Below are 14352 nucleotides of genomic sequence, written 5' to 3' on the forward strand. Positions count from 1 at the left end.
ATCCAGGAAACTGCGTCCGATGCTGAGGGTCGGGCCTCGGGGACGGCGGGCTATCGGGTGTCGGCGGGGTGGTTCGGGTCGGCGTCGGCCAGGTAGCCGGCGGCCTGTAGGTCGAACAGCTCACGGTAGAGGCCGTCGGCCGCTATCAGCTCGTCGTGGTTACCGTGCTGCACGAGGCGGCCCCGCTCCATCACGAAGATCCGATCGGCGTGTCGGACGTTTGCCAGCCGATGGGTGATCAGCACGACCGCCCGGTCGGGTCGACGGCGCAGGTGCTGGAACAGGGCGTGTTCGGCGCGGGCGTCCAGGGCAGCGGACGGCTCGTCACAGATGAGTAGGGCTGCGTCGCGGTAGAGGCCACGGGCGGCGACCAGCCGCTGCCACTGCCCGCCGGACAGCTCCTGGCCGTCCTTGAACTCCCGGTCCAGCAGGGTGTCGTAGCCGTGCGGCAGGCCGACGATCATGTCGTGGGCCGCGGCCGAGGCGGCCGCCTCCTGCACGCTCGGGCCGGGTCGGTCCGGCGGGCGGTCGTGCCGACCGACACGGATGTTCTGCCCAGCGGTGAACGGGAACTTCCACCATTCCTGGGTCATCACGGCCACCTGCGCGCCGAGGGTGCGCGGGTCCAGTTCGGCAGCGTCGACGCCGTCCCAGCGGATCACCCCGCCGGTCGGTCGATAGAGCCCCGCGATCAGCTTGGCCAGTGTGGTCTTGCCGGAGCCGTTCTCACCGACCAGCGCGATCACCTCACCTCGGCGGACGGTCAGACTGACCCGGTCGACCGCTGAGGCGTCGGTGTCCGGGTAGGTCAGGCTCACCTCGTCCAACTCGATGACGTCGACCCCGTCGGTCAGTCGGTCGCCGCCGATCGGCACCCGGGCGTGGGCGCGGGCCAGGAAATCGCGATAGTCCTGGTAGTAGAGGGCGTCCTCGTAGAGCGAGTTGGTGGCGACGACCGCGACGCCGAGGCTGGTCCGTGCGGACTGCAGGGCCAACAGGGCTGTGGCCGCGGCGGCGAGGGCGACCATCCCGTTGAGCAGCAGGCCGCCCAGGACCGCGTACACCCCGAAGGTGGCAAGCCCCGCCACGGCGGCGCCGACGACCCGCGTGCCGGTCTGCGCGCGAACCAACCGCAGGTGGGCACGGGTCTCCACGGTCATCACACTGCGGTATTCGGCGAGCAGGAAGTCACGCATCTGGTACGCGCGCACCTCGGCGGCGGTGCGCCGGTTGGCCATCAGGTGGGCCAGCATCCACATCCGCCGCCGACGGGTGATCCGGGCCAGCATCGCCAGGTACTCCCGGCGGGCCATCCGCACCGCCGTGATCGCCTGGGGCACAGCCGCCAGCAGCAGACAGGGCAGCAGCAGTGGCTGGATGACTGTCACCGCGACGGCGGTGGCGAGCATCCCGACCACACCGGTCACCAGGTTGACGGTGTGGTCGACGATGAACGCCGCCTCGGCCATCCCCCGGTCGCGCGCACGGTCCATCTCCTCGGCGAAGCCGGCGTCGTCGAACGCCGCCAGGTCCACCGCCGTGGTGGCCTCGAACAGCCGCAGCTCCACCTGGTAGTTGATCTGCGGGATCAGTCGGGCCTGGGCCCAGCCGGCCGCTATCGTCAGGCCGCCACGGGCCGACACCGCCGCAGCGGCCACGATCAGCGCCGGCAGGGCGGAGCGGACCCGGTCGGGCGTGGGGCCGGCGGCGAACAGTTCACGCAACACGCTGGTGGTGGCGAGCAGGCCGAACGTGGTCATCACGCCGGCGGCGATGTTGAGGCCGATGGAGGCTACGGTGTCGCCACGGTTGGTGGACCAGGCCAGCCCGACCGCCTCCCGTACGAGCCGGGGCAGTCGACGGGCCACGGCCCAGAAGCTGGTGTGGGCGAACTCCTGCGCGTGGTGCAACCAGTCGCGGTCCTCCAGCTCCGGGAGCATGGTGCCGCCGGACTGCGGGTCGCCCGACGAAGCGCCCGGCGGATCGTCGTCCGGGCCAGCGGTGCGCTGGCGGGCCATCGACTCCACGGGCGCTCCTCGGGGGCGGGGGCACGGACGCCGGCCGAGACTACTGCCGGCAACCATTCGATGTCAGCACGTAACCGGCGCGTCGTACGAGCGTGTCAGGAACACGGCATCGAGCCACACCGTCGCCCGATGCGGGCACGGTTGACCGGGCCCTGGACGGGTAAGACGGTGGGCCGCGCGGGCGGGCGTACACCGCCGACCCGCCCGACTGCCGCGCACACCTCGGGGGGCCCATGGCGGACGCGTCGCCGACCGAACCGACGACGTCGGGCCAGGTCGTGGAGCTGCGTGTACACGGTGTCTCCAGAGCGGACGCCGACCAGGTGCTCAACCATCCGCACCTCGAGCAGGTCGCCGGGGACCGCAACGGCGGCTTCTACCGCCCGCGCGCCGGCCATCCGGGCGCCACAGGGCCGGGCGGGGTGTGGCTGGAGGCGTACCGGTGGAGTGACCTACCGTCCGGCACGGCCATGCGGACCCTGTCGCTGGTGTTCCTGCTGCCCTTCATGCTCTGCAACGTGGCGTTGTGGATGCGCCCGGGGAACCCCGCCTCGAAGCATGCCGTCCTCGCGCTGTGCCGGGTGCTCGCGTTGACCCTCACGATGCTCTACGTCCTGGCCATCGTCGGAGGCGCGCTGGACCTCGTCGCCTGGCGCTGCATGGGCACCCCGTCGTGCACGAACGGGCGGAGCTGGCTGTCGTGGCTCTCCGGGCGGTCGCCGGGGGTGCGCCTGGGGGTGCTGTCGGTGATTCCGATCGCCGCCATCGGACTCGTCTGGCGGCTGAGCTCGCGCCAGGGCCAGTCGTTCGACGCCTTCCGGACCCCGGTGCAGCAGACATCGGCGCACCGGCTGAGCGGCATCGGCCAGTGGGACGCCGCGCCGCTGGTCGGGCGGCTGCGTTCGGTGCACGTGGCGGCCGCGTTCGCCACCCTGGACGGCAGCCTGCTGGTCGCCCGGGCGAGCCAGCCCTCCTCGGCGGTGATGGTGGTGCTGCTGGTGGCCTGCGGGGCGGTGCTGCTCACCTGTCTGGGGCTGCTCAGCTCCGTGCAGGTCATCGACCGGCTCGGCCGGGAACGCCGGGTGGACGGACTCATCCGCGCACTGCGCACTGTCACCTGCGGTCTGACGATCCTGGTGATCGTGCACATCATCAGAAGTCCGGCACCCTGGCCGCAGGAGGGCCCGCTCCCCGGATACAGCGCGATCATGGCATGGCTGTTCGTCAGCCAGACCGTGCTGGTGCTCATCCTCGCCGCTGTCGTCCTCTGGGGTCGCGGCGCCGGGCAACGGGGTGGGGCGTTGCGCGCACTGGGTACGCCCGTCTTCCTCACGATCGCCGCCGGGCTCGGCGTGGCGTTCTCCGCCGAGATGGTCTACCGGGTGTCGGACCTGCTGGACCGCGACGGGGACACCGCCGACGCCCTGGTGACCAGCCCACCGCTGGCGTACAAATGGGCGATCTTCGGGTTTTTCCTTGCGGTGACGACAGCGTTGCTGGTCGCCGGGGTCGTCACCATGCTGACCCGACGCCAACGGATGCGGGCGGCGGCCACGATCGTGGCCGCCGACTTCCCGGACGCGTCGCCGGAGGCGGCCCGGCGACTGCGGCAGGTCGAGCAGGCGGTGGCCCGGGCCCGGTTCACCGAGCGGCTGGAGCCACTGACTGTGGTGTACGCCTGCCTGATCGCGCTGGGCCTGGCGACAAGCGCGCTGGGCATGATGCAGTTGAAACCCGGCGACCTACTGCAACGCTTCATCGGGGTGCCCCTCGGCCTGGTCAACTTCATGATCGGGCTGGGCAGCTACGCGATCGCCTTCATCATCGCCGGGTTGGTCATCGGCGGCATCTTCGCCTACCGCACGGCGCCGTTCCGCCGGTACGTGGGCGTGCTGTGGGACCTGGGGACCTTCTGGCCCCGGGCAGCGCATCCGTTCGCCCCACCCTGCTACGCCGAGCGGGCCGTGCCGGAGCTGACCAAACGGATCACCTACCTCGTGGACCAGGGCAACGGTGTGTTGCTGGCCGGGCACAGCCACGGCTCGGTGCTGCTCGCCGCCACGGTGCTGCAACTACCCCCTCGGGTCAGTGACCGGGTCGCCCTGTTGACGTACGGGTCCCCGCTGCAACGGCTGTACTCGCGGCTGTTTCCCGCGTACGTCGACGAGGAGGTGCTGCAGGAGATCGGTCAGCGGGTCGGCTGGCGCTGGCTCAACCTGTGGCGCGACACCGACCCGATCGGCGGCTGGATCTTCGCCGCGCACCGGCCGGGCACCACCGAGACGCTTACCGGCCCGCCAGCGACAGTGGATCGCCGGTTGAAGGATCCGCAGGACGTCGTGCCGCCGCCGAGCGACAGTGTGCCCCCGCCGATCCTCGCGCACCTGCCCTGCGAGTCGCAGGAGGAGTTCGCGGTGGCCGTACGGGACCTGGCCGGCCGGCTGCGCGCCGGCTGATCCGCTGCCCGCCTGCGCGCCGGTTGGCCCGGCGGCCGGATATCGTCACCGGGTGAGCAGGTCCCAACAGCCGCAACGCCGACTGATCGCCTCCAACAAGAAGGCCCGGCACGAATACACGGTGCTGCGCACGTACGAGGCGGGAATCGTGCTCGTCGGCACCGAGGTGAAGTCGCTGCGCGAGGGCCGGGCCTCACTGGTGGACGCGTTCGCCCACGAACGCGACGGCGAAATCGTGCTGTACGGCCTGCACATCGCCGAGTACGCCTACGGCACGTGGACCAACCACGCCCCCCGCCGCAACCGCAAGCTGCTGCTGCACCGGGCCGAGATCGACCGGATCCTGGACAAGGTCCGCGAGGGCGGGGTGACCCTGGTGCCGCTGTCGATGTACTTCGAGAACGGCTACGCCAAGGTCGAGCTGGCGCTGGCCAAGGGCAAGCGCTCGTACGACAAGCGGCAGACGCTTGCCGAACGGGACGCCAACCGGGAGATCGCCCGCGAGCTGGGCCGGCACCTCAAGGGCCACCCGCGCCGCCCCTGACCCGCACGCCCGCACGCCCGCACGCCCGCACGCCCGCACGCCCGCACGCCCGCACGCCGAAGATGGTGCTCGATCCTGGTTGTAGTGGCCTCGACCTCGCGGGATGCCACTACATCCACGATGTTGCCGGAACATGCAGGCGCGAAGGGGTCGGGACGGGACGGCATCACGAGGAATGCGGCGGCGAGGCACGGCCGCGCAAGTGCCGCCTCTCGGGCCCGATTGCCCACGCGGGTGCGGCCAATTTCGGCCTTACGTGCTTGCAGGTGCGGGCGCTAGGGTGAGCCGGTGACGATGTTCCGGATCGGTGAGGCGGCCGACCTGCTCGGCGTCAGCGCCGACACCATCCGGCGCTGGGTGGACGCCGGACGGCTGCCCGCCGGGCGCGACGAGCACGGCCACCGGGTCATCGACGGCGTCGACCTTGCCGCCTTCGCCCGCGCCCAGGCCGCGGACCCGGAGGCGGGCGCCGAGTTCTCCTCTGCCCGTAACCGGTTGCGCGGCATCGTCGTCGACGTCCGCAAGGACACGGTGATGGCCCAGGTCGACATCCAGGCCGGGCCGTTCCGGATCGTGTCGCTCCTGAGCCGAGAAGCCGTCGATGAGCTTGACCTGCGGGTCGGGTCGGTGGCCGTCGCGGTGATCAAGTCGACGACTGTGGTGGTGGAGCGGGCCGCGCCCACACCGACCAGGGGAAGGTCAGGCGGATGAGAACGCGGGCGACACGCGGCGTGGTGGCAGTCCTGGTGACGGTGGCCGGGCTGGCGATGACCGGATGCGGCGACAGCGGCGACCCCGCGCCGGGCGGCAACGCGGATGGCCGGGTCACCGGAACGGTGACGGTGTTCGCGGCGGCCTCGCTCACCGAGTCGTTCACCAGGCTCGGTGCGGATTTCGAGGCCGCCAACCCGGGCAGCACCGTGACCTTCAACTTCGCCGGCAGCTCCGCACTGGCCAATCAGGTCAACCAGGGCGCGCCGGCGGACGTCTTCGCCTCGGCCGCGCCACGGAACATGACGACGGTGACCGAGGCCGGCAACGCCGACGGCACACCCGTCACCTTCGCCCGCAACCAACTGGTGATCGCGGTACCCGCCGGCAATCCGAAGGCGGTGACCGGGCTTGCCGACCTGACTCGCCGGGGCGTGAAGGTGGCGCTCTGCGCCGACCAGGTGCCGTGCGGCGCGGCGGCCCGGTCGGCCCTCGACGCGGCCGGCGTCGCGTTGACCCCGGTGACCCTTGAGCAGGACGTCAGGGGCGCGTTGGCCAAGGTGAAGCTGGGCGAGGTCGACGCCGCCCTGGTCTACCGCACGGATGCGCGGGCGGCGAGCGCGGACGTGACAGGCGTCGAGTTTCCCGAGTCGGCGCGGGCGGTCAACGAATACCCGATCGTCGCGCTGACTGACGCGCCGAATCCGGCCGGCGGGCGGGCCTTCGTCGCGTACGTCCGCTCGGCGCCGGCCCAGGCGATCCTCGCCGAGGCCGGTTTCCAGTCGCCGTGAGCCGGGTCCACACGGTCGCCGGGCCGCACCGACGCGGTCGGGTGCCGGCGGCGCTGCTGATCCCGGCCGGGCTGGGTCTGCTCTTTCTCGTCCTGCCGCTGGCCGGGCTGGTGATCCGGGCACCGTGGACGACCCTGCCGCAGCGGCTCACCGAGCCGGGTGCGCTGACCGCGCTACGGCTGTCGGTGCAGACCGCCACCCTCGCCACACTGCTCTGCCTGCTGCTCGGGGTGCCGCTGGCCTGGCTGCTCGCCCGGGTCGAGTTTCCCGGCCGCAGGCTGGTCCGTGCGCTGGTCACCGTACCGCTGGTGCTGCCGCCGGTGGTGGGTGGCGTGGCGCTGCTGCTGGTCTTCGGCAGGCGTGGGCTGCTCGGCGGCTGGCTCGACGCCACGTTCGGCATCACCCTGCCGTTCACCACCGCCGGTGTCGTGTTGGCCGAGTCGTTCGTGGCCATGCCGTTCCTGGTCATCGCCGTGGAGGGTGCGCTGCGCGCCGCCGACCACCGCTACGAGGAGGCCGCCGCGACGCTGGGCGCCAGCCGTTGGACGACATTCACCCACGTCACGCTGCCGCTTGTGGCACCCGGGCTGGCCGCCGGTGCGGTGTTGTGCTGGGCGCGGGCGCTCGGCGAGTTCGGGGCCACCATCACCTTCGCCGGCAACTATCCGGGCCGCACGCAGACCATGCCGCTCGCCGTTTACCTGGCGTTGGAGACCGACCTGGAGGCCGCCATCGTGCTCAGTCTGGTGCTGCTCGTCGTCTCGGTGGGAATCCTGGCGGCGCTGCGGGACCGCTGGTTGACAAGCGCATGAGCGGGCCGCTGCTCGATGCCCGGCTCGTCGTCGACCGGGCCACCTTCCGTCTCAACGTGCCGCTGCGGGTCGCGCCCGGCGAGGTGGTCGCGCTGCTCGGCCCGAACGGCGCAGGCAAAACCACTGCGCTGCGCGCGCTGGCCGGGCTGCATCCGCTCACCGACGGGCACGTCACCCTCGACGGCGTCGACCTGGACCGCCCGGCGACGCGCGGCTGGGTGCCCACCGAACGCCGGTCAGTCGGCGTGGTCTTCCAGGACTACCTGCTCTTTCCCCACCTCAGCGCGCTGGACAATGTGGCGTTCGGGCCGCGCCGGCACGGCGTCGACCGGCGGGCCGCGCGTGCCAGGGCCAAGGGCTGGCTCGACCGGGTGGGTCTGACCGGGCAGGAGCACCGCAGGCCCCGGCAGCTCTCCGGCGGTCAGGCACAGCGGGTCGCGCTGGCCCGCGCGCTGGCAGTGGAACCTTCACTGCTGCTGCTTGACGAACCGCTCGCCGCGCTGGACGCTCGTACCCGACTGGACACCCGCGCGGAGTTGCATCGGCACCTGGCCGCGCACCCGGGCGCGACGGTGCTTGTCACCCACGATCCGCTGGACGCGTTGGCGCTTGCCGACCGTCTGGTCATCGTGGAGGGTGGCCGGGTGGTGCAGGAAGGGGACGGGCCGAGCGTCACGGCCCGCCCGCGCACCGACTACGTGGCCCGGCTGGTCGGGCTGAACCTCTATCGGGGTCGGGCCGACGGGCACGGCGTGCGGGTTGCACCGGAGCTGACCCTCACCGTCGCCGACCGGCTGGACGGCGAGGCGTTCGTCGCGTTCCGGCCGGCCGCGGTGGCCCTGCACCCGACCCGCCCGGAAGGTAGCCCGCGCAACATCTGGGCCGGTACCGTGGCCGGCGTCCAGCGCCACGGCGACAACGTGCGGGTGCAGGTCGACGGGCCGATCGGGGTGGCCGCCGACGTCACGCCGGCCGCCGCCGCCCACCTGCGGCTGCTTCCAGGCCAGCCGGTCTGGGTGGCGGTCAAGGCTGCCGAAACGAACGCCTACCCGGCCACCGGCTGACACCCGAACGCCCGGCACGCGCGCACGCCCGGCACGCGCGCACGCCCGGCACGCGCGCATACCCACACGCCCGGCACGCGCGGACCTGCTCAGCTGCGCGCGAGCGCGGCCCATTCGGGCTTCGGACGCGAATCAGCCGGCAAGCAGGTCGGCGTGGGCTGCGCGCAGCCGGGCCAACGACGGATCGCTGCCCGGGACGACTCGACGATCCAACTCGGCCCACACCTCGGCCAGCGCCGCACGGACCGCGCCCAGCTCGGCGGCGTGCCGTTGGCTGCTGCGGCGATGCTGCTCGTCGAGGCGGCGGGCCCAACCGGCGGTGACCGCGGCGAGCCGGTCGGCGTCGGCGCGGGCCTGGGCGCCGCTGCGGGCGGCTGCGGCGGGGACGATCGCGGCGACCGGGCGGGGATCGCCGTCGCGGGTGACGACTGTGACCGCGTCGGTCAGCTCGGCCAATGCGACGAGCTGACTGAACCGGGTGCGCGCCTCACGCAGCGGCACGGAACGCGGCGGGTCGGAATGAGGGGTGAGCGCGGGAACGGCCATGGATGCATGGTGCCGCCCGGGTACGACAGAAATCAGCAGTCGTCAGTGGACGGTCGACTCCGGATCCGCCTGCCGGGCCAGCCACTCGGGCGCCAGCACCGACCAGATCTGCAGGTCGATGCGGCCGCCAGGGCCCGGATAGACCTGCCGCAGGGTGCCGTCGTGGCGCAGGCCGAGCCGGCGGGCCAGGGCGATGCTGCGGACGTTGTCGGCGTTGGTCCGCCACTCGACCCGGTGGATGCCGCGCTCGCGTACCGCCCAGTCGATTATCCGGCGGATCGCGGGGGCCATCAAGCCCCGCCCCTGCGCGGCCGGCTCCAGCCAGCAGCCGACCTCGCAGACGCCGATCGTGACGTCGAACGACACGAACATGACCCCGCCGATCAACCTCCCCTGCCGCCACAGTCCCCAGATGCCGCCGCTGTCGCTGGCCCAGCGGTCGGCGTAGCGCTGCAAGACCGCGCGGGCCGACGGCAGGTCGGTGGCGACGAATGTCGACGACACCCAGGGCAGGATGTGCTCCCGCGACCTGTCGAGGTTGGCGAGGAACTCCTCGGCCCGCCAGGGTTCCAGCGGGCGCAGTTCGACCTCGTCGGTAAGCGGCAGGGCGAACATGGGTGCCTCCACACAGGTACGCGTCGGACGACGGGTAGCAGACTCGCACAGGCCGGTACGCCACAGCAGCGTCGGCCCCCGCGCTCAGGCCGGCAGGTGGGTCCGCAGGGCTGCGAACTGGGCGACGGTGAGGTACGACGGGTTGGCGGCCTGCGGCTGGCGGAAGACCTCCAGCGCGGCGAGCCGGTCGTCGGCGCGCAGCCGCTGCCGGGGCACCCGGTCCGCCTCGTCGAGGATCGTAAGGTCCAGGGGCACCGACCAGGTCTGCCCCGGCGGGTCCGGCTCGGCTGCCCCGGTGAGCCGGCCGATCCCCCACACCCCGTACGGCAGGCGGGCGCGGCTGCCGCTGGCCCAGAACACCACAGGCTGCCCGGCGCGCATCAGCCGCGCCCGGTAGCCGGGGCGTACGCACCAGTTGGCCACCCGGGGATCCCTGGCGAACCGGCTGGTCAGGTCGACCCGGTCGGCGTTGCCCTTGATCAGCCAGGCGCCCAGATCGTCGAGGCTCACCAGTGGCTCGGTCATCGCCTCAACCTGCCCCGGCCGAGGGCGGTCCAATCAGATGATCATGTGGGTCCAGTAGCTGAGCCAGAGCACGAACAGCGCGCCCTGCACCACGGCGAGCACGGCGGTCAACCACACGTCGACGGTGGCCCGGCGCGCCCAGCGGGCCAGCACCAGTGCGACCGGGAACACCGCGAGCAGGTAACGCAGCAGGCTCTTGTAGACCGGCGGCCCCATCGACAGCGGCACCAGCACCATGAGCACTCCGTAGACCACGTAGGCCACGTCGCGGCGGCGGAACCCGGCGGCCAGGATCGCCAGGACGACAACGGCGAAGGCGACCCGGACGGCGTCGCGCGGTTCCCCGGTCAACCCGTCGAGCAGCACCGGCACCGGGTTCTGCACCTCGATCCCCCAGCCGGTCTGCTGGGCGTGCTGGTAGGCGAACCAGTCCCCGCCACGCCACCGGCAGAACGCCATGAAGGTGAACCAGCCGGCGGGCAGCAGCAACAGCGGCCAGCCGATCCGCAGGTATCCGAGCAGTTGGCGAGGGCCGAGTCTCCAGTCGTGCTGGCGCAGCAGCACCAGTGCCAGCGGCAGCGCGACGAGCAGGCCGACCGACCGGCTCATCGCCAGGAAGTAGCCGATCACGCCGACGAGCAGCCACTGGCCCCGCTCGGCGTGGTAGAACGCTGCCAACGCGAGGCAGACGAAGAGCGACTCGGTGAGCGCCGCCTGGAACAGGAACGCGGTCGGCAGCAGCACGAGGTACCTGGTGAACCGGCGGGCCGCGTCCGCGTCGCCGAGCAGCACCTCGGCAAGCCGGTAGCCGTACCAGAGGGCCAGCAGGAACGCCACGTTGCTGATCAAGAGCAGGGCCAGCGCGTTGTCGCCGCCGAGCAGCGCGCCGACCGGCCGGGCCAGGAACGGATACAGCAGCGGAAACCCGAAGTCGTTCCACGGCGCTCCGGTAAGCGGCAGTTCGCTGAGCCGCAGGTAGAGCAGCGCGTCCCAGGCGAACCAGAACGAGATCCAGCGGTGCCCGGAGATCTCCCGCTGCTGCGCCCACATCAGCGCCTCGTCCGGCGGCGGCGCTGCGGGGATGCCGTCCCAGGCGTGCAGGGTCAGCAGCCCGACGAGCGTGAGCAGCAGCTTCGCGCCGAGGAACAGCGCGATCACGTACGGCCAGGGCGCCGGAACCCGGCGGGCCAGGCGCGTGGCGGCGTCGGCCGCGCCGGCCACCCGCGCGGCCAGCGCCGCCGGCCGCCGGCCGCTTCGCCACCGGTGCATCCGCCCCGCTTCCCCGGTCCGACCGGCCCACCCGCCGCGCGGGGGTTCGCCCCTTTTCTGTTGTACGCCCCATCACGCTCGGGCGGAGCGGAAACTCAGCACCACTGAGTCGCGAAGGTGACAACTGCCGCAGAACGGGTACGCGCCGCGCCTCGACAACGGCAGTGAGCAGGGAGTACGGCGACATGAGCGAGCAGCACGGCACAGTGGTCATCGGTGCGGGGCCGGCGGGGCTCACGGCCGCCTACGAGCTGCTCCTGCACGGTCGGCCGGTCCAGGTGTTCGAGGCCGACGAGGTGGTCGGCGGGATCAGCCGGACCGTGGAGCGCGACGGTTGGCGGTTCGACATCGGCGGGCACCGGTTCTTCACGAAGGTCCCCCGGGTGGAGGCGTTCTGGCACGAGATCCTGCCGGACGAGGACTTCCTGACCCGGCCCCGGATGAGTCGGATCTTCTACCGGGGCGCCCTGTTCAACTACCCGCTCAGCGCCACGAACGCGCTGCGCAACCGGGGGCTGCCGGAGGCCGTACGCTGCCTCGGCTCGTACGCCCGCGCTCGGCTGCGCCCGCCTCGCGACCAGTCACACTTCGAGGGCTGGGTGTCGGCCCGGTTCGGCTGGCGGCTGTACTCGATCTTCTTCAAGACGTACACCGAGAAGGTCTGGGGTATGCCCGCGGACCGGTTGCAGGCCGACTGGGCCGCGCAGCGGATCAAGAACCTGTCGCTGGCCACGGCGATCCGCAACGCGCTGCTGCCCCGGCGGCGGCGCACCGACGTGACAAGCCTGATCGAGGAGTTCCAGTACCCGAAGTACGGCCCGGGGATGATGTGGGAACGCTGCGCCGAGCAGGTACGCCAGCGCGGCGGGCAGTTGTCCACCGGCACCTGGGTGACAGCCGTGCACCGCGACCCGCGGCTGCGGCGGGCGATAAGCGTAACGAGATCCAGCGGTGCCCGGAGATCTCCCGCTGCTGCGCCCACATCAGCGCCTCGTCCGGCGGCGGCGCTGCGGGGATGCCGTCCCAGGCGTGCAGGGTCAGCAGCCCGACGAGCGTGAGCAGCAGCTTCGCGCCGAGGAACAGCGCGATCACGTACGGCCAGGGCGCCGGAACCCGGCGGGCCAGGCGCGTGGCGGCGTCGGCCGCGCCGGCCACCCGCGCGGCCAGCGCCGCCGGCCGCCGGCCGCTTCGCCACCGGTGCATCCGCCCCGCTTCCCCGGTCCGACCGGCCCACCCGCCGCGCGGGGGTTCGCCCCTTTTCTGTTGTACGCCCCATCACGCTCGGGCGGAGCGGAAACTCAGCACCACTGAGTCGCGAAGGTGACAACTGCCGCAGAACGGGTACGCGCCGCGCCTCGACAACGGCAGTGAGCAGGGAGTACGGCGACATGAGCGAGCAGCACGGCACAGTGGTCATCGGTGCGGGGCCGGCGGGGCTCACGGCCGCCTACGAGCTGCTCCGGCACGGTCGGCCGGTCCAGGTGTTCGAGGCCGACGAGGTGGTCGGCGGGATCAGCCGGACCGTGGAGCGCGACGGTTGGCGGTTCGACATCGGCGGGCACCGGTTCTTCACGAAGGTCCCCCGGGTGGAGGCGTTCTGGCACGAGATCCTGCCGGACGAGGACTTCCTGACCCGGCCCCGGATGAGTCGGATCTTCTACCGGGGCGCCCTGTTCAACTACCCGCTCAGCGCCACGAACGCGCTGCGCAACCTGGGGCTGCCGGAGGCCGTACGCTGCCTCGGCTCGTACGCCCGCGCTCGGCTGCGCCCGCCTCGCGACCAGTCACACTTCGAGGGCTGGGTGTCGGCCCGGTTCGGCTGGCGGCTGTACTCGATCTTCTTCAAGACGTACACCGAGAAGGTCTGGGGTATGCCCGCGGACCGGTTGCAGGCCGACTGGGCCGCGCAGCGGATCAAGAACCTGTCGCTGGCCACGGCGATCCGCAACGCGCTGCTGCCCCGGCGGCGGCGCACCGACGTGACAAGCCTGATCGAGGAGTTCCAGTACCCGAAGTACGGCCCGGGGATGATGTGGGAACGCTGCGCCGAGCAGGTACGCCAGCGCGGCGGGCAGTTGTCCACCGGCACCTGGGTGACAGCCGTGCACCGCGACCCGCGGCTGCGGCGGGCGATAAGCGTGACGGTGAACGGCGCGGGCGGGCAGCGCACAGTGCCCGCCGACGACGTGATCTCGTCAATGCCGATCTCGGAGCTGGTGGCGGCGCTGCGCCCGGCCGCGCCGCCGGAGGTGCTGGCCTGCGCCACCGACCTGCGCTACCGGGACTTCCTGACTGTCGCACTGGTGGTGCCCGCGGAGTTCTCGTTCCCTGACAACTGGATCTACGTGCACGACCCGGCGGTGCGGGTCGGCCGGATCCAGAACTTCGGCTCCTGGTCGCCGTACCTCGTCAAGGACGGCCGCACCTGCCTGGGCCTGGAGTATTTCGTCTTCGAGGACGACGAGATGTGGCGTACCCCGGACGCCGACCTCGTGGCGTTGGCGACCGCGGAGCTGGAGCGGTTGGGGTTGGTCCGGCCCGGCGTGGTGGAGGCCGGCTACGTCGTGCGGATGCCGAAGGCCTACCCGGTGTACGACGAGCGCTACCAGCACAACGTGGACGTGATCCGGGCGTGGCTGGCCGAGGAGGTGCCGAACGTGCACCCGGTAGGCCGCAACGGCATGCACCGCTACAACAACCAGGACCACTCGATGCTGACCGCCATGCTCGCCGCCGAGAACATCGCCACCGGCAGTACGCACGACGTCTGGTCGGTGAACGTGGAGCAGGACTACCACGAGCAGTCCTCCGACGGCGGCGGCCGGGGCACGGGCCGGGACGCCCCGGTGCTGCCGAGTCGCATCACCACGGCACCGATCACGGCGCCGGTCGGGGTACGCGCGGCAGGTGACGGTGAGCGGACCCCGGAGCTGCCGCTGGCCTGAGGGAACCGGGGCCGCGAACGCTCCGTCGTGCGGCGTGTCGATGCGAC

Annotated in this window: 13 protein-coding genes; 8 read left to right on the forward strand and 5 right to left on the reverse strand. The window is 72.0% G+C overall.

Going from position 1 to position 14352, the window contains the following annotated elements:
- Window positions 1-50 precede the first annotated feature (50 nt).
- Complete coding sequence (locus tag ACPXB1_RS11680) at window positions 51-2018, reverse strand: ABC transporter ATP-binding protein (protein WP_425735296.1); 1968 nt, start codon at window positions 2016-2018, stop codon at window positions 51-53.
- A 242-nt stretch (window positions 2019-2260) separates the two neighbouring features.
- Here ACPXB1_RS11680 and ACPXB1_RS11685 point away from each other — a divergent pair, with 242 nt between their 5' ends.
- From ACPXB1_RS11685 to ACPXB1_RS11710, 6 genes are all read left to right on the forward strand, one after another.
- Window positions 2261-4483: a hypothetical protein gene (locus ACPXB1_RS11685; RefSeq protein WP_425735204.1), complete on the forward strand. Its 2223-nt coding sequence runs from the start codon at window positions 2261-2263 to the stop codon at window positions 4481-4483.
- Between the two features lie 52 nt (window positions 4484-4535).
- Window positions 4536-5027 (forward strand): SsrA-binding protein SmpB, encoded by a 492-nt coding sequence (gene smpB / locus ACPXB1_RS11690; protein ID WP_053659737.1) that lies wholly within the window; start codon window positions 4536-4538, stop codon window positions 5025-5027.
- Between the two features lie 288 nt (window positions 5028-5315).
- Window positions 5316-5738: a TOBE domain-containing protein gene (locus ACPXB1_RS11695; protein ID WP_355589074.1), complete on the forward strand. Its 423-nt coding sequence runs from the start codon at window positions 5316-5318 to the stop codon at window positions 5736-5738.
- Window positions 5735-6529: a molybdate ABC transporter substrate-binding protein gene (modA, locus tag ACPXB1_RS11700; protein WP_425735205.1), complete on the forward strand. Its 795-nt coding sequence runs from the start codon at window positions 5735-5737 to the stop codon at window positions 6527-6529. The genes ACPXB1_RS11695 and modA overlap by 4 nt, the downstream gene beginning before the upstream one ends.
- Window positions 6526-7341, forward strand: a complete 816-nt coding sequence (locus ACPXB1_RS11705; protein ID WP_355589072.1) for an ABC transporter permease — start codon at window positions 6526-6528, stop codon at window positions 7339-7341. The genes modA and ACPXB1_RS11705 overlap by 4 nt, the downstream gene beginning before the upstream one ends.
- Window positions 7338-8405, forward strand: coding sequence for an ABC transporter ATP-binding protein (locus ACPXB1_RS11710; protein WP_355632257.1), 1068 nt, complete (start codon window positions 7338-7340; stop codon window positions 8403-8405). The genes ACPXB1_RS11705 and ACPXB1_RS11710 overlap by 4 nt, the downstream gene beginning before the upstream one ends.
- Window positions 8406-8537: 132 nt before the next feature.
- On the opposite strand, the gene ACPXB1_RS11715 is transcribed toward ACPXB1_RS11710, so the two are convergent.
- The 4 genes from ACPXB1_RS11715 to ACPXB1_RS11730 all read right to left on the reverse strand — a co-directional run bounded on the left by ACPXB1_RS11715 (window position 8538) and on the right by ACPXB1_RS11730 (window position 11360).
- Window positions 8538-8951 carry a hypothetical protein gene (locus ACPXB1_RS11715; protein WP_053659728.1) on the reverse strand — a complete coding sequence of 138 codons (414 nt, stop codon included), beginning with the start codon at window positions 8949-8951 and terminating at the stop codon, window positions 8538-8540.
- A 42-nt stretch (window positions 8952-8993) separates the two neighbouring features.
- Window positions 8994-9566, reverse strand: coding sequence for a GNAT family N-acetyltransferase (locus tag ACPXB1_RS11720; protein ID WP_355632260.1), 573 nt, complete (start codon window positions 9564-9566; stop codon window positions 8994-8996).
- Window positions 9567-9650: 84 nt separating this feature from the next.
- Window positions 9651-10091: a hypothetical protein gene (locus tag ACPXB1_RS11725; RefSeq protein ID WP_355589066.1), complete on the reverse strand. Its 441-nt coding sequence runs from the start codon at window positions 10089-10091 to the stop codon at window positions 9651-9653.
- 33 nt (window positions 10092-10124) lie between these two features.
- Entirely contained in the window at window positions 10125-11360 is a 1236-nt protein-coding gene (locus tag ACPXB1_RS11730; protein WP_355632262.1) for a hypothetical protein, read from the reverse strand.
- Between the two features lie 185 nt (window positions 11361-11545).
- Here ACPXB1_RS11730 and ACPXB1_RS11735 point away from each other — a divergent pair, with 185 nt between their 5' ends.
- Both ACPXB1_RS11735 and ACPXB1_RS11740 read left to right on the forward strand, forming a co-directional pair.
- The gene (locus ACPXB1_RS11735) at window positions 11546-12418 is read left to right on the forward strand and encodes an NAD(P)-binding protein (protein WP_425735206.1); all 873 of its coding nucleotides are present in this window, start codon (window positions 11546-11548) and stop codon (window positions 12416-12418) included.
- Between the two features lie 330 nt (window positions 12419-12748).
- Window positions 12749-14305, forward strand: a complete 1557-nt coding sequence (locus ACPXB1_RS11740; protein ID WP_355632265.1) for an NAD(P)/FAD-dependent oxidoreductase — start codon at window positions 12749-12751, stop codon at window positions 14303-14305.
- The last annotated feature ends 47 nt before the right edge of the window (window positions 14306-14352 follow it).

The organism is Micromonospora sp. DT68 (assembly GCF_049847245.1).
In the GTDB taxonomy this organism is placed as follows: Bacteria; Actinomycetota; Actinomycetes; order Mycobacteriales; family Micromonosporaceae; genus Micromonospora; species Micromonospora profundi.